Source organism: Clavibacter michiganensis (assembly GCF_016907085.1).
Lineage (GTDB): Bacteria > Actinomycetota > Actinomycetes > Actinomycetales > Microbacteriaceae > Clavibacter > Clavibacter michiganensis_O.
In genome coordinates this window covers 763,836-781,810 of sequence record NZ_JAFBBJ010000001.1, presented here as the reverse complement: position 1 = coordinate 781,810, position 17,975 = coordinate 763,836, and the positions used below count along the sequence as shown (strand labels likewise).

The window sequence follows — 17,975 nt, the reverse complement described above, 5'->3', positions numbered from 1 at the left end:
GCCGATCAGATCCAGCCGCGCTTCCGGAAGGCCGCGTAGAGGATGACGCCCATCACGACCATGAGGCCGAGCGCGAGCGGGTAGCCGTAGGTCCATTGGAGCTCCGGCATGTTGACGAAGTTCATGCCGTAGATCGTGCCGACGAGCGTGGGCGCGAACAGGATCGCGGCCCACGAGGAGATGCGCTTGACCTGGTCGTTCTGGGCGAGGCTCGTCTCGGTGAGCTTCTTCATCTCGTCGTTCTGGCGCTGGCCGACGAGCGTCGTGTGCACCGTGAGCGCGTTCTGCAGCAGCGTCCGGAAGGCGTCCGCGCGCTCGGCGACCCGGATGACGTGGTCGTGGACGTCGCGGAAGCCGCGGCGGAGCTCGAGGTCCACCTCGTGCTCCTCGGCGCGCTGCCGCAGGTCGTCGAGCATCGCGCCGAGGGGAGCCGTGGCCCGCTGGAAGGCCGTGACCTCGCGCATCAGCGCGTAGATGCGGCGGGAGACGTCGGGGTCGGCGCCGAAGATCTGGTCCTCGATCTCGTCAACGTCGTCCTCGAGGCCCGCGGCGACGGGGCCGTACTCGTCGACGACCTGGTCGAGGATCGCGTAGAGGACGGCGCGCGGGCCGAGCGCGAGGAGCTCGCGGTCCTCCTCGAGACGGTGGCGGACGGCGGCGAGGTCGGGCGACTCCGCGTGGCGGATGGTGACCACGAAGTCGGGCCCGACGAAGACGTGCAGCTCGCCGAACTCCACGCGCTCGTCGGCGTCGAGGTAGCGCGCGGGACGCAGCACCACGAACCAGGTGTCGCCGTAGCGCTCCATCTTCGATCGCTGGTGGCCGCTGAGCGCGTCCTCGACGGCGAGCGGGTGCAGGCCGAACTCGTGGGCGACGCGGTGCAGCTCCGCCGGGTCCGGCCGGTACAGGCCGATCCACGCGAGGCCCTGGCGCTCCCGCATCACCTCGAACGTCTCGTCGAGGCTCTCCGGGTCCGCGGTGCGGACCCCCTGGACGTACACGGCGCTGTCGACGACGGTCATCGGTTCTCGCTCTCGGGTCGGGGGACCCGTGCGCGGGCCGAGTGCGACTGTATCCGGGCACGCCGCGAGAAGAGGGGAGCGGGGCCGGAACGAGGAAGAGCCGGTCGGATCCTCGTGGATCCGACCGGCTCTCGTGTGTGTCCGAAGGGGGACTTGAACCCCCACGCCCTAATACGGGCACTAGCACCTCAAGCTAGCGCGTCTACCAATTCCGCCATCCGGACAGGATGTGCGGCCCGCCGTCTCCGGCTGCCGAGAGACGACATTAGCACGGCCCGGGAGGCTCTCCGACCACCCGGCGGCAGGACGCCCGCGTCCGGCCTCGATAGCGTGGACCCATGACCGACACGCTCCCCGACGACCTCGACGCCACCGCCCGGATCGCCCGCGACCTCATCCGGTTCGACACGACCAACCACGGCGAGGGCCGGTCGGAGGGGGAGACGGAGGCTGCGCAGTACGTCGAGCAGCACCTCAAGGACCTGGGCCTCGCGCCCGAGCTCATCGACGCCGCGCCCGGCCGCACGAGCGTCCTCGCGCGCATCCCCGGTCGCAACCGCGACAAGCCCGCCCTCGTGGTCCACGGCCACCTCGACGTCGTGCCCGCCGACCCCGCGAACTGGTCCGTCGACCCGTTCGGCGGCGTCATCAAGGACGGCATGCTCTGGGGCCGCGGGGCCGTGGACATGAAGAACATGGACGCGATGATGATCACCGCGCTGCAGGAGATCATCACCTCGGGTCGCGCGCCCGAGCGCGACCTGATCATGGGCTTCTTCTCCGACGAGGAGGCGGGCGGCGTGCTCGGCTCCGCGTACGTCGTCGAGAACCGGCCCGAGTGGTTCGCGGGCGCCACCGAGGCGATCAGCGAGGTCGGCGGCTACTCCATCGACCTCGCCGGGAAGCGCGCGTACCTGCTGCAGACGGGCGAGAAGGCCCTCATCTGGATCCGCCTGGTCGCCACCGGCACCGCGGGCCACGGCTCGCAGGTCAACCGCGACAACGCCGTCACGCGCCTCGCCGGTGCGGTCGCCCGGATCGGCATGGAGGAGTGGCCCGTCCACCTCACCGACACGACGCGCCAGCTGCTCGACGAGATCGCCCGCATCGTCGGGGCCGACCCCAAGCAGGTCACCCCGGACGACCTCGCGATCGCCACGGGCACGGCCTCGAAGTTCATCGCCGCGACGCTCCGCACCACGACGAACCCGACGCTCCTGCACGCCGGCTACAAGCACAACGTGATCCCCGACACGGCCGAGGCGCTCATCGACATCCGCGTCCTGCCGGGCGAGGAGGACGAGGTGCTCGCGCGGGTCGCCGAGCTCGCGGGGGAGGGCGTCGAGGTGCGCATCGTGCACCAGGACGTCGGCCTCGAGAACCCCTTCCAGGGACCGCTCGTCGACGCCATGGTCGCCACCCTCGGGGCCCACGATCCCGAGGCCGAGGTGCTGCCGTACATGCTCTCCGGCGGCACCGACAACAAGGCGCTCAGCCTCCTCGGGATCACCGGATACGGCTTCGCGCCGCTCAAGCTCCCGGCGTCCATGGACTTCCCGTCGATGTTCCACGGCGTCGACGAGCGGGTCCCGCTCGACGCACTAGTCTTCGGGAGGCAGGTCCTCCGCGACCTCCTCCTGAACTACTAGATCCGAGCCCCAGGTGGGCCACCCGACACGTGGAGCGCACGCTTGAGCTATCTCGAGGCGATCATCCTGGGCCTCGTCCAGGGTCTGACCGAATTCCTGCCCATCTCCTCGAGCGCGCACCTCCGCATCGCCGGGCTCTTCATGGGCGGCGACCCGGGCGCCACGTTCACCGCCATCACGCAGCTCGGCACCGAGCTCGCGGTCGTGGTGTTCTTCCGGAAGCGCATCGGCAAGGTCCTGTCGGCCTGGTTCCGCTCGCTCCGCGGCGGCATGCCGAAGGGCGACCCGGACGTGCGCATGGGCTGGCTCGTCATCATCGGCACCATCCCCATCGGCATCGCGGGCTACCTCTTCCAGGACACGATCCGCTCCACGTTCCGCTCGCTCTGGATCGTCGCGATCGTGCTCATCGTCTTCGGCATCCTGCTCGGCCTCGCCGACCGCTACAGCCGCAGCGACCGCCTCGAGAAGGACATGACCTACGGGCACGGCGTGAGCATCGGCATCGCCCAGGCGCTCGCCCTCGTCCCCGGCGTCTCGCGCTCGGGAGCCACCACCACGGCGGCGCGCGCGTTCGGGTACGCCCGCCCGGTCGCGGCCGAGTACTCGTTCCTCCTCGCCGTCCCCGCCGTGTTCGGCAGCGGCCTCTACGAGCTCGTGAAGAGCTTCGACGAGACCGGCCAGGCGGGCGCCGGTCAGACGGCGGTCGCGACGCTCATCGCGTTCATCGTGGGCCTCGCGGTCATCGCGGGCCTCATGCGGTACATCTCCACCCGCACGTTCATGCCCTTCGTGGTCTACCGCGTCGCCCTCGGCGTCGTGCTCCTGGTGCTCCTCGGCACCGGCGCGATCGCGGCCTGATCCCGTGCGCGCCTGGCCACGACCCTCCGTCCCCGAAGTCGCGGGGGAGCCGCCCGTCCCGTCGCTGTTCGACACGAGCGCCGGTTCCGTCCGCCCCGCCGAGTGCACGGGCGACGGCCGCGTGGGCCTCTACGTCTGCGGGATCACGCCGTACGACGCCACCCACATCGGCCACGCGTCCACCTACCTCGCCTTCGACACGCTGCAGCGCGTCTGGCTCGACCGCGGCTACGACGTCGCGTACGTGCAGAACGTCACCGACGTCGACGACCCGCTGCTCGAGCGCGCCACGGCCACGGGCGTCGACTGGCGTGATCTCGCCGCCGAGCAGGTGGAGCTGTTCCGCACCGACATGGAGGCGCTGCGGATCCTGCCGCCCGACTCCTACGTGGGCGTCACCGAGGTCGTCGACGAGGTCGCGGCCGCCGTCGCCGAGCTCGTCCGGCGCGGCACGGCCTACGCCGTCGCCACGCCCGACGCGGCCGAGGCCGGGGCCCGCGACCTCTACTTCGACGTGGCCCGCGCCGGCGAGGACGGCCCCTGGGCCCTCGGCGACGAGAGCGGCTACGACCGCGCGACCATGGCTACGCTCTCCGCCGAGCGCGGCGGCGACCCGGAGCGTCCCGGCAAGCGCGACCCCCTGGATCCGCTGCTGTGGCGCGCCGAGCGCGCGGGCGAGCCCGCGTGGGACAGCGCCGTCGGCCGCGGCCGGCCCGGCTGGCACATCGAGTGCGCCGTCATCGCGCTCCGGAACCTGGACCGGCCGGTCACCGTGCAGGGCGGCGGATCGGACCTGATCTTCCCCCACCACGAGATGTCGGCCGGCCATGCCGCGGCTCTCACGGGCGAGGACTTCGCGTGCGTCTACGCGCACAGCGGGATGGTCGCGTACCAGGGCGAGAAGATGAGCAAGTCGCTCGGGAACCTCGTGCTCGTGTCGCGACTGCGGGCCGCGGGCGTGGATCCTCGCGCCATCCGCCTCGCGCTCCTCGCGCAGCACTACCGTGCCGACTGGGAGTGGACGGACGCGCTCCTCGCGGAGTCCGTGGCGCGCCTCGCCGCGTGGGACGCGTGGGCCGCGGACGCGACGGCGCCGGCGGGTGCGGACGCAGGGGAGCCGGGCGAGCTCGTGCAGCTCGTCCGCGAGCGCCTCGCCGACGACCTCGACACGCCCGGTGCGATCCTGCTGCTCGACCTCCGCGTCGCGACCGGCGTCCCCGCGACGCCCGTCGAGGTGGCCGCGGTCGACGCGCTCCTCGGCGTGGCGCTCGGGAGTGCGGCGGCCTGAGCCGGGCGCCTACTGGTCCTTGGGGTCCTTCGGGTCCTTCGGCCGCCACGGCTCGTCGGGCCGGTCGTCGCCGCGACCGCGCGGCCCGTCGCCCCGGCGGAGGTACTTCTCGAACTCCTGCGCGATGGCCTCGCCGCTCGCCTCGGGGGAGTCGACCGTGTCGCGGGCCTGCTCGAGCTGCTGGATGTAGGACGCCATGTCCTCGTCCTCGCCCGCGAGCTGGTCGATGCCGGCCTCCCACGTCGCGGCCTCCTGGATCAGCTCGCCGCGCGGGATCACCACGTCGACCATCTCCTCGAGCTTGTCGATGAGCGCGAGCGTGGCCTTGGGCGACGGCGCGCTGTGCACGTAGTGCGGCACCGAGGCCCAGAGCGAGACGGTGGGCATGCCCATCTCCTCGGCGCGCTGGGCGATGATGCTGAGGATCCCGACGGGCCCCTCGTACGTGCTGCGCTCGATGCCGAGCTCGGTGCGCACGGCCGCGTTCTCGCTCGTGGAGTAGACGGAGATCGGTCGCGTGTGCGGCACGTCGGCCAGGAGGGCGCCGAGCAGCACGACGCCCTCGACCCCGGCGGCGCGTGCCGCGTCGAGCACCTCGGCGGTGAAGGCTGTCCAGTGCCTGGACGGCTCGACGCCGAGGAGGAGGTGGATGCTGCCGCCGTTGTCGCCGCTCACGCCGAGCTGCGCGTCGGCGGCCAGGTCCTGGGCGGGTCGGCGTGGGTCCTTCGGGCCGTAGAGCGTGGCGCCCGGCCACTCGAGCTCGCGGCTGCCGTCCTCCGCGAAGCCGATGGTGGGGCGGTTGAACTGGAAGTCGAAGTAGTCCTCGGGATCCACCGACGACACGGCCTCGAGGTCGAGCAGCTCCTTCAGCGCCCGGACCGCTCCGCTGGCGGCTTCGCCCGCGTCGTTCCAGCCCTCGAAGGCGACGACCAGCAGCCGTCCGCTCACGAACCTCTCGGCATCCGCCACGTGACTCCCGTTCCGTCTCGCCCTCGGACCACCCGGCCGGCGGTCATCGTACGATCCTAGGACGCACCGCCCCGCCGGTAGACTCGCTCCCCGTGATCAGCAACAGACCCGCGGCCGTCCTCTGGGACATGGACGGCACCATCGTGGACACGGAGCCCTACTGGATGGTGGCGGAGGAGGCCCTGGTCGGCTCCTTCGGCGGCACGTGGACCCACGAGGACGGGCTCCGTCTCGTCGGCAACGGGCTGGACGACTCGGCGCGCATCCTGCAGGAGGCGGGCGTCGACCTGCCCGTCGCGGAGATCATCGACCGCCTGAGCGACCGCGTCATGGAGCAGATCCTCGTCGAGGTGCCGTGGCGCCCGGGCGCGCGGGAGCTCCTCCGCGGGATCCGCGAGGCCGGCATCCCCACCGCGCTCGTCACCATGAGCATCGGCCGCATGGCGCGCCAGGTCGCCGACGCCGTGCCGTTCGACGCGTTCGACCACGTCGTCGCCGGCGACGACGTGGCGCGCAGCAAGCCGCACCCCGAGGCCTACCTCACGGCCGCCGAGCTGCTCGGCGTCGACATCCGCGACTGCGTCGCCATCGAGGACTCCGCGCCCGGCGTGGCGTCCGCGACCGCATCCGGCGCCACCGTGATCGCCGTCCCGCACCACGTCCCCCTGCCCGCCGACGACGCCTACGTGCTCTGGGACACGCTCGCCGGCCGCACGCTCGCCGACCTCGAGGCCGCCCACGCCGACCGCCGGGCCGCGGCCCCGATCCGCGACGAGGTGGACGCGTGACCGTCGACACCGCCGCCGCGCGCTTCAGCGGACCGTTCCGCGCGGGGGACCGCGTGCAGCTCACGGGCCCCAAGGGCCGGCTCAACACGATCCTGCTCGAGCCCGGCAAGGTGTTCCACACCCACCGCGGCATGATCGACCACGACGACCTCATCGGCCTGCCCGACGGCAGCGTCGTGAAGAACAGCGCGGGCATCGAGTGCCTCGCGCTCCGGCCGCTCCTCTCGGACGTCGTCATGTCGATGCCCCGCGGCGCCGCGATCATCTACCCGAAGGACGCCGCGCAGATCCTCGGCCTCGCCGACGTCTTCCCGGGAGCCACCGTGGTGGAGGCGGGCGTCGGATCCGGCGCCCTCTCCATGTGGCTGCTGCGGGCCCTCGGGCCGACCGGCACGCTCCTCTCCTTCGAGCGCCGCGAGGAGTTCGCGGACGTCGCCCGCGGCAACGTCTCGAGCTACTTCGGCCACAGCCCGGAGAACTGGTCCATCACCCTGGGCGACCTGGCGGAGGCGCTGCCGACTGTCACCGAGCCGCACTCCGTCGACCGGGTGATCCTCGACATGCTGGCGCCGTGGGAGTGCGTGGACGCCGTGGCCGAGGCGCTCACGCCCGGCGGCGTGCTGCTCTGCTACGTCGCCACCGTCACGCAGCTGTCGCGCGTCGCCGAGGCGCTCCGGGACTCGGGGCTCTTCACGAACCCGGACGCGAGCGAGACCATGATCCGCGGCTGGCACGTCGAGGGCCTCGCCGTCCGTCCCGAGCACCGCATGATCGGGCACACGGGCTTCCTCATCACCGCCCGGCGCCTCGCTCCCGGATCCGTCCTGCCGCAGCTCAAGCGCCGCGCGTCGAAGTCCGACTTCAGCGACGAGGACATGGAGGCGTGGACCCCCGGGTCCCTGGGCGAGCGCAGGGTGAGCGACAAGGTCCTGCGCAAGCGGGTCCGCATCGCGGAGCACGGCGCCCAGCTCGCGGGCGCCCGGGACCAGGCGGAGGCGGGCGACGCGGTCGATCCCGACGCCGCGTCCGATGCGCCGGAGCCCGGCGACCCCACCGCCTAGGATGACAGGGCCGATCACGCGGGTGCGTGCCGGCCGCCCCCACCACCGAAAGAGGAGTCACGTGCGCCGTTCCGCCGCGCTCACCGTTTGCGCAGGACTCGTCCTGACGCTCGCCGCCTGCAGCCCCTCCGGCTCCGGATCCGGTCCTGCGGCGGGCTGCACGCCCCTCGCCCAGGCCGGCACGTCGTCGAGCACGGTCACCGCCACGGGCGACGTCGGCAGCGCGCCCGCCTCCGTGACGTTCCCGACGCCGCTCAAGCCCTCGGGCGTCGAGGTCTCCACCCTCGTCGAGGGCGACGGGGCGCCGGTGCAGCCGCACCAGGGCATCACGGCCGCGGCCTCCATCGTCGACGGCAAGACCGGCAAGGACCTCGCGGCCTACGCGCGCATCGCGCCCAACGCCCGCACCACCGGTTCGCCTCTGTTCACCCCGGCCTCCCTGCACGAGTCGCTGCCGTACCTCGAGGACGCGATGACGTGCATGCCCGTCGGCTCGCGTGTCGCGGTGACGGTCCCCGTGTCCACGGTCTTCCCGGGCCAGGACCTCTCGTCGCAGGGCCTCGACGCCACCGACGGCCTCGTCCTCATCGTCGACATCACGTCCGCCTTCCCCGAGAAGGCCACCGGGGAGCCGCGGCCTGCCCAGGCGGGCTTCCCGTCCGTCGTCACGACGGACGACGGCGTCCCCGGCATCACCATCCCGCCGAGCACGCCGCCCACCGAGTACCGCGACGCGCTGCTCCGCGCGGGCGACGGCGCGGAGGTCGGCGACGGCGACACCGTCACGCTGCAGTACACCGGCGTCGTGTGGGGCACGAGCACGTCGGCCGAGAAGCAGGCCGTGTTCGGATCCAGCTGGACCGGCGGCGGCCCGCTGCAGGTGCCCGCCACCGCCACCACCACCGCGCCCTCGACGGGCGCCGCCTCCTCGCTCGTCGTCACGCCGGGCCTCGCGAAGGCCCTGGTCGGCAAGCACGTCGGCGACCAGGTCATCGCGGTCGTCCCGCCGGCCGACGGATTCGGCGACCAGGGCTCGGCCAAGGTGCCCGCCGGGTCCACGCTCGTCTACGTGGTCGATATCCTCGGGACGAGCACCACCAAGTAACGACGCATCGCCACCGGCCGGGGGCTGCACCGACGTGAGGACCACCGCGTGCCCGAGACATCCCGCCGACCGACCGTGCCCGTCGAGGAGCGCCTCTTCAGCCTCGTGCTGGCGCTGCTCGCCACCGAGCAGGGCCTGACCAAGAACGAGGTCCTGTCGAGCGTCCAGGGCTACCGCCAGCGGTACCGCGCCGGCGGTGACAACGCCAACCTGGAGCGCCAGTTCGAGCGCGACAAGGACGACATCCGCGACCTCGGCGTGCCGCTGGAGACCGTGGAGGCGCCGGGCCAGGAGGGCAACAACCAGCTCCTGCGCTACCGGATCCCGCGCGGCGCCTACGAGCTGCCGGCCGACCTGTCGTTCACACCGGAGGAGACGACGCTCCTCAACCTCGCGGCCATGGTGTGGCGCGAGGGGTCGCTCTCGGGGGAGTCGCGGCGCGCGCTCATCAAGCTGCGTTCCCTCGGCGTCGAGTCCGACGACCCGGTCATCGGCTATGCCCCCCGGCTGCGCACGCGGGAGGCGGCGTTCGCGCCGTTGAGCGTCGCGCTGGAGCGGCACGTCCTCGTCGCGTTCGGCTACCTCAAGCCGGGGGAGCGGACCGCTCGCATCCGCACCGTCGCGCCCCTCGCGCTCGTCCAGCACCAGGGCCGCTGGCACCTGCACGGCATCGACCAGGATGCCGACGGACCGCGCACGTTCCTCCTGTCCCGCATCGTCGACCGCGTGCGCGTGACGAGCCGCGGCTTCGTGCCCGAGGGGGAGGACCACGCCGAGCGCGCCCTCGCCGACCTCGATCGCGTGTGGGCGAACGGCGTCGGGGAGGTCACGGTGGCTCCGGGTTCCGACGCGGAGATCCGCCTCCGTCGCCGCCGCGGCACGGAGGACCTCGGCGACGGGCGGCTCCGCGTGCACTACTCGGACACCAACCTCTTCGCCGACGAGGTGGCGGGCTTCGGCCCGGAGGCCCGCGTGATCGCACCGCCGAAGCTGCGGGACGCCGTGCGCGCGCGGCTCGCCGAGACCGTCGCCGCCCACCGGGAGGAAGCATCATGACCGACCGCGCCACGCCGCTCCAGGCCCAGGACAAGCTGGCCTTCCTGCTGGCCCTCGTGCCGTACCTCACCGACCACGGGCGCGTCAGCGTGAGCCAGGCGGCCGCGCACTTCCGGGTGCCGCCCGAGCAGATCCGGCAGGCCGTGCGCCTCATCGCCGTGTCCGGCGTCCCCGGATCCACCGCCTCGTACCAGCACGGTGACCTTTTCGACATCGCCTGGGACGACTTCGAGGACAACGACCAGATCGTCATCACGCACATGGTCGCCATCGACGACTCGCCGCGCTTCTCGGCGCGGGAGGCGGCCGCGCTCATCGCCGGGCTGCAGTACGTCTCGTCGCAGGCGGACGCCAGCGACCTCGATCTCGTCGGCCAGCTCATGGCGAAGCTCGCGCGGGGATCCTCGGCGCAGCCCAGCCAGGTCGCCGTCGCGGCCGGGGCGGGCGACGGGACGCGCGACGATCTCCGCCGCGCCATCGCGGACGAGCGCCGCGTCGAGTTCGACTACCGCAGCCCCCGGGGCGGCACGGAGCACCGCGTCGTGGATCCCCTTCGCCTGGAGTCGATGGACGAGGACTGGTACCTGCGCGGCTGGGACCTGGCTCGCGGCGCCGTCCGCACGTTCCGCCTCGACCGCCTCGACGAGCTCGTCGTCACGGACCTGCCGCCGGAGCACCGGCCGCAGGACGTCGTGCTCGGCGACACCCTGTTCGAGCCGAGCCCCGACGACCTCCGCGTCACGCTCGAGGTCCAGGAGTCGGCGCTGCCGCTCCTCGGCGACTTCGTGGGCGACGAGCGGCCCGTCCCCGTCCCCGGACGCCCGGGCCGCGTCACCGTCACGGTGCGCGTGGCCCACTACCAGGGCCTCGTGCGCCTGGTCGCGGGCATGGCGGGCGTCGTGGTCGTCGTGTCACCGCCGGAGGCGCGGGCGGCGGTGGCCGAGTGGGCCGAGCGCGCCGCGGCGGCGTACGACGACGCCGACTGAGCCTCGACACCGAGCGTCCCGGGGTCGGGCTCCGAACCACGGGCATCGGGAGATCGCCGAGGCGGACCAGTGGCCGCCTCAGGGGAAATCCGGGTGAACCGCAATGCCGCACAGGGTGTCCTGACGGGTCGCGACGGTAGACTCGTCGCGGATCCCGACAACGACTGTCCGGCCCCCGACCTGAAGGAACGTGAACCACATGCTCGGAAACCTGACCGGATGGCACCTCGTCATCATCCTCGTCGTCATCGTGCTGCTCTTCGGTTCCACGAAGCTGCCCGCCCTCGCCAAGAGCGTGGGCCAGTCCATGCGCATCTTCAAGGGCGAGGTGAAGACGATGAAGGAGGAGAGCGGCTCCGACCGCCGCGACGACACCCGCGAGGAGAACCGCCGTCGCGACGAGGAGCGCTACCGCGCGGACGACCGCGACGCCACGCCGCGCGACTACGTGCGCCCCGGCGAATCCCGCGTCGACGAGCCCCGCTACGACGCCCCGCGCTACGACTCCCCGCGCGACGGCGGGGACTCCCGCCCCCGCGCCTGATCCGTGAGCACCACCGAGCGTCCCCGCCAGAAGAAGCGCGACGCGGAGGGACGCATGTCCCTCGTCCAGCACCTGCTGGAGCTCAAGAAGCGCCTGTTCATCGCGGGCGTCGCCATCATCCTGGCGATGGTCGTGGGCTGGTTCCTGTCGTCCTTCGTCCTCGAGGCGCTCCGCCAGCCCATCGAGACGATCAACGCGGAGCAGGGGCGCAATGCCAGCCTCAACTTCCCGACCATCACCTCGGCCTTCGACCTGCGCCTGCAGATCGCGCTCTACGTGGGCCTCATCATCTCCAGCCCCGTGTGGCTCTACCAGGTGTTCGCGTTCCTGGTGCCCGGCCTCACGAAGACGGAACGCCGCTACACCTTCGGCTTCTTCTTCTCCGCCGTGCCGCTGTTCCTGGCGGGATGCGCGGCCGGGTGGTTCGTGCTGCCGCACATCGTCGCGCTGCTCACGCAGTTCGCGGGCGCCGGCGACTCGTCGTTCATCACGGCCCGCGAGTACTTCGACTTCGTGCTGAAGCTCGTCTTCGCGGTGGGCATCGCGTTCGTGCTGCCCGTGTTCCTCGTGCTGTTCAACTTCATGGGGATCCTCTCGGGCGCGACGATCATCAGGTCGTGGCGCATCGCGATCCTGCTGATCATCCTGTTCTGCGCCATCGCCACGCCGGCCGCCGACGTCATGTCGATGTTCCTGCTGGCCGTCCCGATGACCCTGCTGTACCTGGTCGCCGCGGGCATCTCGCTGCTCAACGACCGGCGCCGCGCGCGCAAGGCCGCCGCGATGACGGACGACCTGCTGTCCTGACCCTCGGCGACCACGACGCCCGTCCCGCGAGGGGCGGGCGTCGTCGCGTCGGCGCCCGGCTGACGCGCGGATCCGGAGCCTAGGATGGCGGCATCGTGACAGACCAGCTCTCGCCCGCGGAACGCTACGCGGCCTCCCGCAGCCGCCGCAGCCTCCCGCTCCGCGAGTCGTTCGCGAGCGGCCTCCGCTTCGACCTCGACCCCTTCCAGCGTGCCGCCGCGGAGTCGCTGGAGAACGGCCGCAGCGTGCTCGTCGCGGCGCCGACCGGTGCGGGCAAGACGGTCGTCGCCGAGTTCGCCGTGTACCTCGCCATGCAGCGCCCGAGCGCGAAGATCTTCTACACGGCGCCGATGAAGGCGCTGAGCAACCAGAAGTACGCCGAGCTCGTGGCCGAGTACGGCCCCGACGAGGTGGGCCTGCTCACGGGCGACACCAACGTCAACAGCCGTGCGCGCATCGTCGTGATGACGACCGAGGTGCTGCGCAACATGCTCTACGCCGACTCCGACCTGCTCCGCGACCTCGCGTTCGTGATCATGGACGAGGTGCACTACCTGGCCGACCGCTTCCGCGGCGCCGTGTGGGAGGAGGTCATCATCCACCTCCCGCAGACCGTGCGCATGATCTCGCTGAGCGCCACCGTCTCGAACGCCGAGGAGTTCGGCGACTGGCTGCAGGCGGTGCGCGGGGAGACGGACGTCATCGTCTCCGAGGAGCGGCCCGTGCCCCTCGAGCAGCACGTCATCGTGCGGCACCGCATGGTGGACCTCTTCGACTCGTCGGGCCTCGCCGCGACGCACCGCGTGAACCCCGAGCTCGTCCGCATGACGCACGGCGGCGGACGCGAGGCCGTGCGCGTGCGCGGAGGCCAGGGACACTCGCGGGGCCGCGCGGGGGCGGGCGGCGGATCCGGCCGGAAGGCACCCGGACCGTGGGACCGCGGCCGCATGGACCGCCCCGAGGTCGTCGCCCTCCTCGAGGAGCGGAACCTGCTCCCCGCCATCTTCTTCATCTTCAGCCGCGCGGGCTGCGACGCCGCCGTCAAGCAGGTGCTCCGCGCGGGCGTCCGCCTCACCCACGCCCACGAGCGCGACGAGATCCGCGCCGTCGTGGAGGAGCGCTGCCGCACCCTCCGCGACGAGGACCTCGCCGTCCTCGGCTACTGGGAGTGGCTCGAGGGCCTCGAGCGCGGCGTCGCGGCGCACCACGCGGGCATGCTGCCGGCCTTCAAGGAGGTCGTCGAGGAGCTGTTCCAGCGGAAGCTCGTGAAGGCCGTCTTCGCGACGGAGACGCTCGCGCTGGGGATCAACATGCCCGCGCGCACGGTCGTGCTCGAGCAGCTGGAGAAGTTCAACGGCGAGGCGCGCGTGCCGCTGACACCGGGGGAGTACACGCAGCTGACCGGCCGCGCCGGCCGCCGTGGCATCGACGTCGAGGGCCACGCGGTCATCCAGTGGAAGGACGGGCTGGATCCGCAGGCCGTCGCCTCGCTCGCCTCCCGCCGCACCTACCCGCTCAACTCCAGCTTCCGGCCCACCTACAACATGGCCGTCAACCTCATCGACCAGTTCGGCCGGGAGCGCACGCGCGAGGTGCTGGAGTCGTCGTTCGCGCAGTTCCAGGCCGACCGCGCCGTGGTGGACCTCGCCCGGAAGGTGCGCACGCAGGAGGAGTCGCTGGCCGGCTACGAGAAGGCGATGGTCTGCCACCTCGGCGACTTCCGCGAGTACTCCGGCCTCCGCCGCGAGCTCAGCGACCTCGAGCGCGCCACCGCCGCCCGCGCCGACATGCAGCAGCCGGGCCAGCACGGCGAGCGGGACAAGCGCCAGCGCCAGCTGACGGACCTCCGTCGCCGGATGAAGGCGCATCCGTGCCACGCGTGCAAGGACCGCGAGTCGCACGCGCGCTGGGCGGAGCGCTGGTGGCGTCTCAAGCGGCAGACGGACGCGCTCGGGCAGCAGATCCGCACCCGCACCAACGCCGTGGCCAAGGTCTTCGACCGCGTCACCGAGCTGCTGCTCTCCCTCGGCTACCTGAAGCGCGCCGCCGACGGCCAGGTCGCGCCCACGCCCAACGGCCGCATGCTCAAGCGCATCTACGGCGACCGCGACCTCCTCGTCGCCGAGTGCCTGCGCACGCAGGTCTGGGTGGACCTGGACCCCGCCGCCCTCGCCGCCATGGCCGCCTCGCTCGTGTACCAGCCGCGTCGCGACGAGGGCGACCGCAACGACCGCAACCTCCCGCGCGGCCCGTTCCGCGCGGCGCTCGAGCGCACGGAGGACATCTGGTCACGGCTCGACGACGTCGAGCGCGAGCGCCGCCTGCCGACGACCGACCCGCTGTCCACCGGCCTGTGCGCGCCGATGCACCGCTGGGCGCGCGGCGGCAGCCTGGACGCCGTGCTCGACGAGGCCGACCTCGCCGCCGGAGACTTCGTGCGCTGGACGAAGCAGACGATCGACCTGCTCGACCAGCTCTCGATCGTGGCCGACGGCCCCGTATCGCGGAACGCCCGCACGGCGCTCGACAGCATCCGGCGCGGCATCGTCGCGTACTCGTCGGTGTGACCGCGCTCGTCCGCGCTCCCCGACGGGAGCGCTCCGCGACCGTCTCCGCCCCCGCGGAGACGATCCGTCCGCCGCTGCCGCTAGGGGGCGCGCTCCTCGCCGCCGCGGCGTCCGGACCCGTCATGGACGCCGCGTTCCCCGACCGCGGGCTGTGGCCGCTCGTCTTCCCCGGGATCGCGCTCGTGCTCCTCGCGCTGCGCGGCAGGCGTCCCGGTCCCGCGTTCCTCCTCGGGCTCGTCGCAGGGCTGGCCTTCTACCTCACGCACATCGAGTGGGCGTCGCTGTATCTGGGCCCGGTGCCGTGGATCGCGCTGTCGGCTCTGGAGTCGCTCTTCGTCGCCGTCGGGGCGGTCGCGATCGCGACGGCGACGCGCTGGATCCCGCGCGCGTTCCCCACGGTCGCCGGCCGCGTGGTCCTGCTGCCGGTCGCGGTCGCGGGCCTCTGGACCGCGCGCGAGGCGATCTCCGCGGTCTGGCCCTACGGCGGCTTCGCGTGGGGACGGGTGTCCCTGTCCCAGTCCGAGAGCCCCTTCGCGCACCTCGTGACCTGGCTCGGCCTCTCCGGCCTCTCCTTCGTGCTCGTCCTCCTCGTCGCGCTGCTGCTGGAGCTCGCGGCCGAGGAGCGCGTGCGGCGCTCGTCCCGGGCGCTCGTCGCGGGGATCGCGGTGGCCCTGGTGCTCGTCGTGCCCGCGTTCCCGGTGACGACCACGGGGACCACCCGCGTCGCCGCGGTGCAGGGGAACGCCAAGGCCGGGTACTTCGACGGCGCGCGCTACGGCGACATCCTGCGCGCGCACCTCGCCGCGACGGCGGAGATCCCCTCGGACGCCGGCGTCGACATGGTCGTGTGGCCGGAGAACGCCGCCGACGCGGATCCGCTCCGGGACCCCGGCTCGGCGGCCGCCCTCGATCGCGTGGTCGCGCGCCTCGGCGCCCCGCTCGTCGTGGGGACCGTCACCGAGCGCGATGGCCGCTACTACAACGAGTCGCTCGTGTGGACCGGGGGAGGGGCGACCGACTTCTACGACAAGAAGCACCCCGTGCCCTTCGGCGAGTACGTGCCGGATCGCGCGTTCTGGGAGCCGTTCGCACCCGACCTCATCGGCCTCATCCAGCGCGAGTACACGCCGGGCACGACGGATCAGGTGATGGACGTCGCGGGCGTGACCGCGGGAATAGCCATCTGCTTCGACATCGTCGACGACCAGCTGACGACGGACATGGTGCACGAGGGCGCTCGCCTCATCCTCGCCCAGTCGAACAACGCCGACTTCGGCCGCACCGACGAGAGCGTGCAGCAGCTGGCGATCGCCCGGATGCGCGCGCTGGAGACGGGCCGCAGCGTCGTCAACATCTCGACCGTCGGCACCAGCGCGATCGTCGGTCCGGACGGCCGCGACATCGACCGTCTGCCCTGGTTCACCGCCGGGTCGATGGTGGTCGACGTGCCGACCGCCGACGTCGTCACCCCGGCGATCCTCGTCGGGCGCGACATCGAGTGGCTCGTCTCGGGGCTCGGCCTGGGTGCGCTCGCGGTCTCCGGGCTCGCGCTCGGCCGCCGTGGCCGCCGCGCCGCGCGCTGACCGGCTGCCGCCACCACGCAGAGGAGCGCCCCTCGGCGATGCCGAGGGGCGCTCCTGTGATCGGTTCGCGAGCGGAGGGGTCGGGTCAGGCGCCGATGCGGTGCTGACCGCGCCGCGCGCGGAGGGTGGCGAGGCGCTCCTCGAGGAGCTCCTCCAGCTCGGCGCGCGTCCGGCGCTCGAGCAGCATGTCCCAGTGGCTCCGGGGGACCTTCGCCTCGACCTCGTCGTGGGCGACGGGCGCCCCCTCGGCGTCGAGGAGCCGACCCTCCAGGCCGCTCTTCGGCGACTCCCAGACCTCGGGGACCTCGGCGTCGGCCGAGAACACGACCTCGAACGTGGTGCCGTCGGTCGTGCGGTACGTCTTCCTCTGCCGGGGGGAGAAGCTGACGCCCTCCTCGCTCTGCAGGCTCGTGGAACCGAGCCGCATCCCGCGCAAGCTGCGATCTGCCATGGTGGTCTCCTCTCGCGATGCACTCCCCGTTGTAAACCGTGCGGCTGTGAGGATCCTTTCTCAGGACGCCCGGTTCCCAGGCGAATCCCAGTCCCTGCCGCCCAGGGCGGCGAGCGCGAGATCGGGGCGGTCGGTCACGATGCCGTGGACTCCCGCCCTGACCAGGCGGATCATCTCGTCGGGGTCGTCCACCGTCCAGACGTGCACCTCGCGGACGGCGCGGGCGAGCCGGCCGGCCATCACGGGCGACACGGTGCGGATCCCGATCACCCGACAGGGCATCTGCACGGCGTCGACGCCGCGGAGGGCGAGGCGCACGACCGGCGCGAGCGCGAGCCGCGCGCCGAGGACCGCGAGGACGAGGCGACCCGCGTCGGCGGACGTCGCAGCGCCGGGGAGCAGGGCCAGCGCGCGTCGTCGCCGGGAGCCCGAGAACGACGTGAGGAGCACGCGGTCGACGGCGTCGGCGTCGCGGATCGCCCGAGCGGCGGCGGCTGGCGCGTCCCGGCCCTTCACGTCGACGTTCAGCCGCGCGTCGGGCAGGGCCGCCAGGAGCTCGCCGAGCGTGGCGACGCGCGCGCCGGACCCGAGGTCGATGGCGCGCAGCTCCGAGAGCGTCGCGTCGCGGACGCGACCGGGGCGGCCCGTGAGGCGTCGGAGGTCGGCGTCGTGCCAGAGGATGCACGCTCCGTCGGCCGTGACGTGCACGTCCGTCTCGAGGTGGGTCACGCCGAGCTCCCACGCCGCGCGGAAGGCGTCGAGGGTGTTCTCCACGGCACCGGATCCGGTCCACCCGCGGTGCGCGAGGACGCGAGGCACGGCGCCGTCGAACCAGGCGCTGCGCGTCATGCGGGCCGATCTTCGTCGTCGTCGTCCACGGCAGCTGGGTCGCCCGGTCCGAGGTCGTCGCGCTCGCGACGGCCCTCGACGGGGAGGGCGCGGAGCAGCGCCGGTCGCGCGGATCCGAGCAGAGCGGCCGCGGCCACGAGCGCGACGACCGCCTGCAGCCACCAGCGCGCGCCCACGAGGCCGGAGAGCAGGGCCGCGAGAGCCGCGACGCCGCCGCAGAGACCCATCAGGTCGAGCCGCCGCATCTCCACGACGACCCCCGTGACGATGAGGGCGAGCCAGGCGATCCACGCGTGATCGTCGAGCAGGACCGTCACCCGCTACTCCCTCGCTCCGTGGACCGGATGACCCGAACCTAGCCCACCGCCCGGACGGCGGGCGATAGGCTC

The 17,975-nt window shown here is 72.7% G+C and carries 17 protein-coding genes and 1 tRNA gene; 12 read left to right on the top strand and 6 right to left on the bottom strand.

The window, feature by feature from the left end; translation table 11 throughout:
• Positions 1-5: 5 nt before the first annotated feature.
• Together JOE38_RS03560 and JOE38_RS03555 are read right to left on the bottom strand one after the other, a co-directional pair.
• A complete protein-coding gene (locus JOE38_RS03560; protein ID WP_204574889.1) occupies positions 6-1,022 on the bottom strand; it encodes a magnesium and cobalt transport protein CorA in 1,017 nt (338 codons plus the stop codon).
• Positions 1,023-1,160: 138 nt separating this feature from the next.
• Positions 1,161-1,246 (bottom strand) — tRNA-Leu (locus JOE38_RS03555).
• A gap of 114 nt (positions 1,247-1,360) precedes the next feature.
• Here JOE38_RS03555 and JOE38_RS03550 point away from each other — a divergent pair.
• Genes JOE38_RS03550 through mshC form a run of 3 tightly spaced genes read left to right on the top strand, consistent with a single transcriptional unit; the run spans position 1,361 to position 4,820 of the window.
• Positions 1,361-2,671: a M20/M25/M40 family metallo-hydrolase gene (locus tag JOE38_RS03550; RefSeq protein ID WP_204574888.1), complete on the top strand. Its 1,311-nt coding sequence runs from the start codon at positions 1,361-1,363 to the stop codon at positions 2,669-2,671.
• A gap of 42 nt (positions 2,672-2,713) precedes the next feature.
• Entirely contained in the window at positions 2,714-3,532 is an 819-nt protein-coding gene (locus JOE38_RS03545) for an undecaprenyl-diphosphate phosphatase (RefSeq protein WP_204574887.1), read from the top strand.
• 4 nt (positions 3,533-3,536) lie between these two features.
• Positions 3,537-4,820 carry a cysteine--1-D-myo-inosityl 2-amino-2-deoxy-alpha-D-glucopyranoside ligase gene (gene mshC / locus JOE38_RS03540; protein WP_204574886.1) on the top strand — a complete coding sequence of 428 codons (1,284 nt, stop codon included), beginning with the start codon at positions 3,537-3,539 and terminating at the stop codon, positions 4,818-4,820.
• Between the two features lie 9 nt (positions 4,821-4,829).
• Here mshC and JOE38_RS03535 read toward each other — a convergent pair whose 3' ends face one another.
• Positions 4,830-5,789: a PAC2 family protein gene (locus tag JOE38_RS03535; RefSeq protein WP_204574885.1), complete on the bottom strand. Its 960-nt coding sequence runs from the start codon at positions 5,787-5,789 to the stop codon at positions 4,830-4,832.
• Between the two features lie 92 nt (positions 5,790-5,881).
• Here JOE38_RS03535 and JOE38_RS03530 point away from each other — a divergent pair, with 92 nt between their 5' ends.
• The 9 genes from JOE38_RS03530 (at position 5,882) to lnt (ending at position 16,286) form a co-directional block, all read left to right on the top strand.
• Positions 5,882-6,577: an HAD family hydrolase gene (locus JOE38_RS03530; protein ID WP_204574884.1), complete on the top strand. Its 696-nt coding sequence runs from the start codon at positions 5,882-5,884 to the stop codon at positions 6,575-6,577.
• Complete coding sequence (locus JOE38_RS03525) at positions 6,574-7,638, top strand: tRNA (adenine-N1)-methyltransferase (protein ID WP_204574883.1); 1,065 nt, start codon at positions 6,574-6,576, stop codon at positions 7,636-7,638. Before JOE38_RS03530 ends, JOE38_RS03525 begins: the two co-directional genes overlap by 4 nt.
• A gap of 61 nt (positions 7,639-7,699) precedes the next feature.
• On the top strand, positions 7,700-8,743 hold the full coding sequence (locus tag JOE38_RS03520; protein WP_204574882.1) for an FKBP-type peptidyl-prolyl cis-trans isomerase: 1,044 nt from the start codon (positions 7,700-7,702) through the stop codon (positions 8,741-8,743).
• 48 nt (positions 8,744-8,791) lie between these two features.
• Positions 8,792-9,799 (top strand): helix-turn-helix transcriptional regulator, encoded by a 1,008-nt coding sequence (locus JOE38_RS03515; RefSeq protein WP_204574881.1) that lies wholly within the window; start codon positions 8,792-8,794, stop codon positions 9,797-9,799.
• Positions 9,796-10,785 carry a helix-turn-helix transcriptional regulator gene (locus JOE38_RS03510; RefSeq protein ID WP_204574880.1) on the top strand — a complete coding sequence of 330 codons (990 nt, stop codon included), beginning with the start codon at positions 9,796-9,798 and terminating at the stop codon, positions 10,783-10,785. Before JOE38_RS03515 ends, JOE38_RS03510 begins: the two co-directional genes overlap by 4 nt.
• A gap of 199 nt (positions 10,786-10,984) precedes the next feature.
• Positions 10,985-11,329: a Sec-independent protein translocase subunit TatA gene (gene tatA / locus JOE38_RS03505; protein ID WP_045528036.1), complete on the top strand. Its 345-nt coding sequence runs from the start codon at positions 10,985-10,987 to the stop codon at positions 11,327-11,329.
• Between the two features lie 54 nt (positions 11,330-11,383).
• Complete coding sequence (gene tatC / locus JOE38_RS03500) at positions 11,384-12,136, top strand: twin-arginine translocase subunit TatC (protein WP_204577119.1); 753 nt, start codon at positions 11,384-11,386, stop codon at positions 12,134-12,136.
• A 95-nt stretch (positions 12,137-12,231) separates the two neighbouring features.
• Positions 12,232-14,703, top strand: coding sequence for a DEAD/DEAH box helicase (locus JOE38_RS03495; protein WP_204574879.1), 2,472 nt, complete (start codon positions 12,232-12,234; stop codon positions 14,701-14,703).
• Positions 14,700-16,286, top strand: a complete 1,587-nt coding sequence (lnt, locus tag JOE38_RS03490; RefSeq protein ID WP_204574878.1) for an apolipoprotein N-acyltransferase — start codon at positions 14,700-14,702, stop codon at positions 16,284-16,286. The genes JOE38_RS03495 and lnt overlap by 4 nt, the downstream gene beginning before the upstream one ends.
• 85 nt (positions 16,287-16,371) lie before the next feature.
• On the opposite strand, the gene JOE38_RS03485 is transcribed toward lnt, so the two are convergent.
• The 3 genes from JOE38_RS03485 to JOE38_RS03475 are packed head-to-tail and all read right to left on the bottom strand — an operon-like array spanning position 16,372 to position 17,903.
• Positions 16,372-16,737, bottom strand: a complete 366-nt coding sequence (locus tag JOE38_RS03485; protein ID WP_012038371.1) for an RNA polymerase-binding protein RbpA — start codon at positions 16,735-16,737, stop codon at positions 16,372-16,374.
• Between the two features lie 60 nt (positions 16,738-16,797).
• Positions 16,798-17,586, bottom strand: coding sequence for a glycerophosphodiester phosphodiesterase family protein (locus JOE38_RS03480; protein ID WP_204574877.1), 789 nt, complete (start codon positions 17,584-17,586; stop codon positions 16,798-16,800).
• Positions 17,583-17,903 carry a hypothetical protein gene (locus JOE38_RS03475; RefSeq protein ID WP_194682510.1) on the bottom strand — a complete coding sequence of 107 codons (321 nt, stop codon included), beginning with the start codon at positions 17,901-17,903 and terminating at the stop codon, positions 17,583-17,585. Before JOE38_RS03475 ends, JOE38_RS03480 begins: the two co-directional genes overlap by 4 nt.
• Between the last annotated feature and the right edge of the window lie 72 nt (positions 17,904-17,975).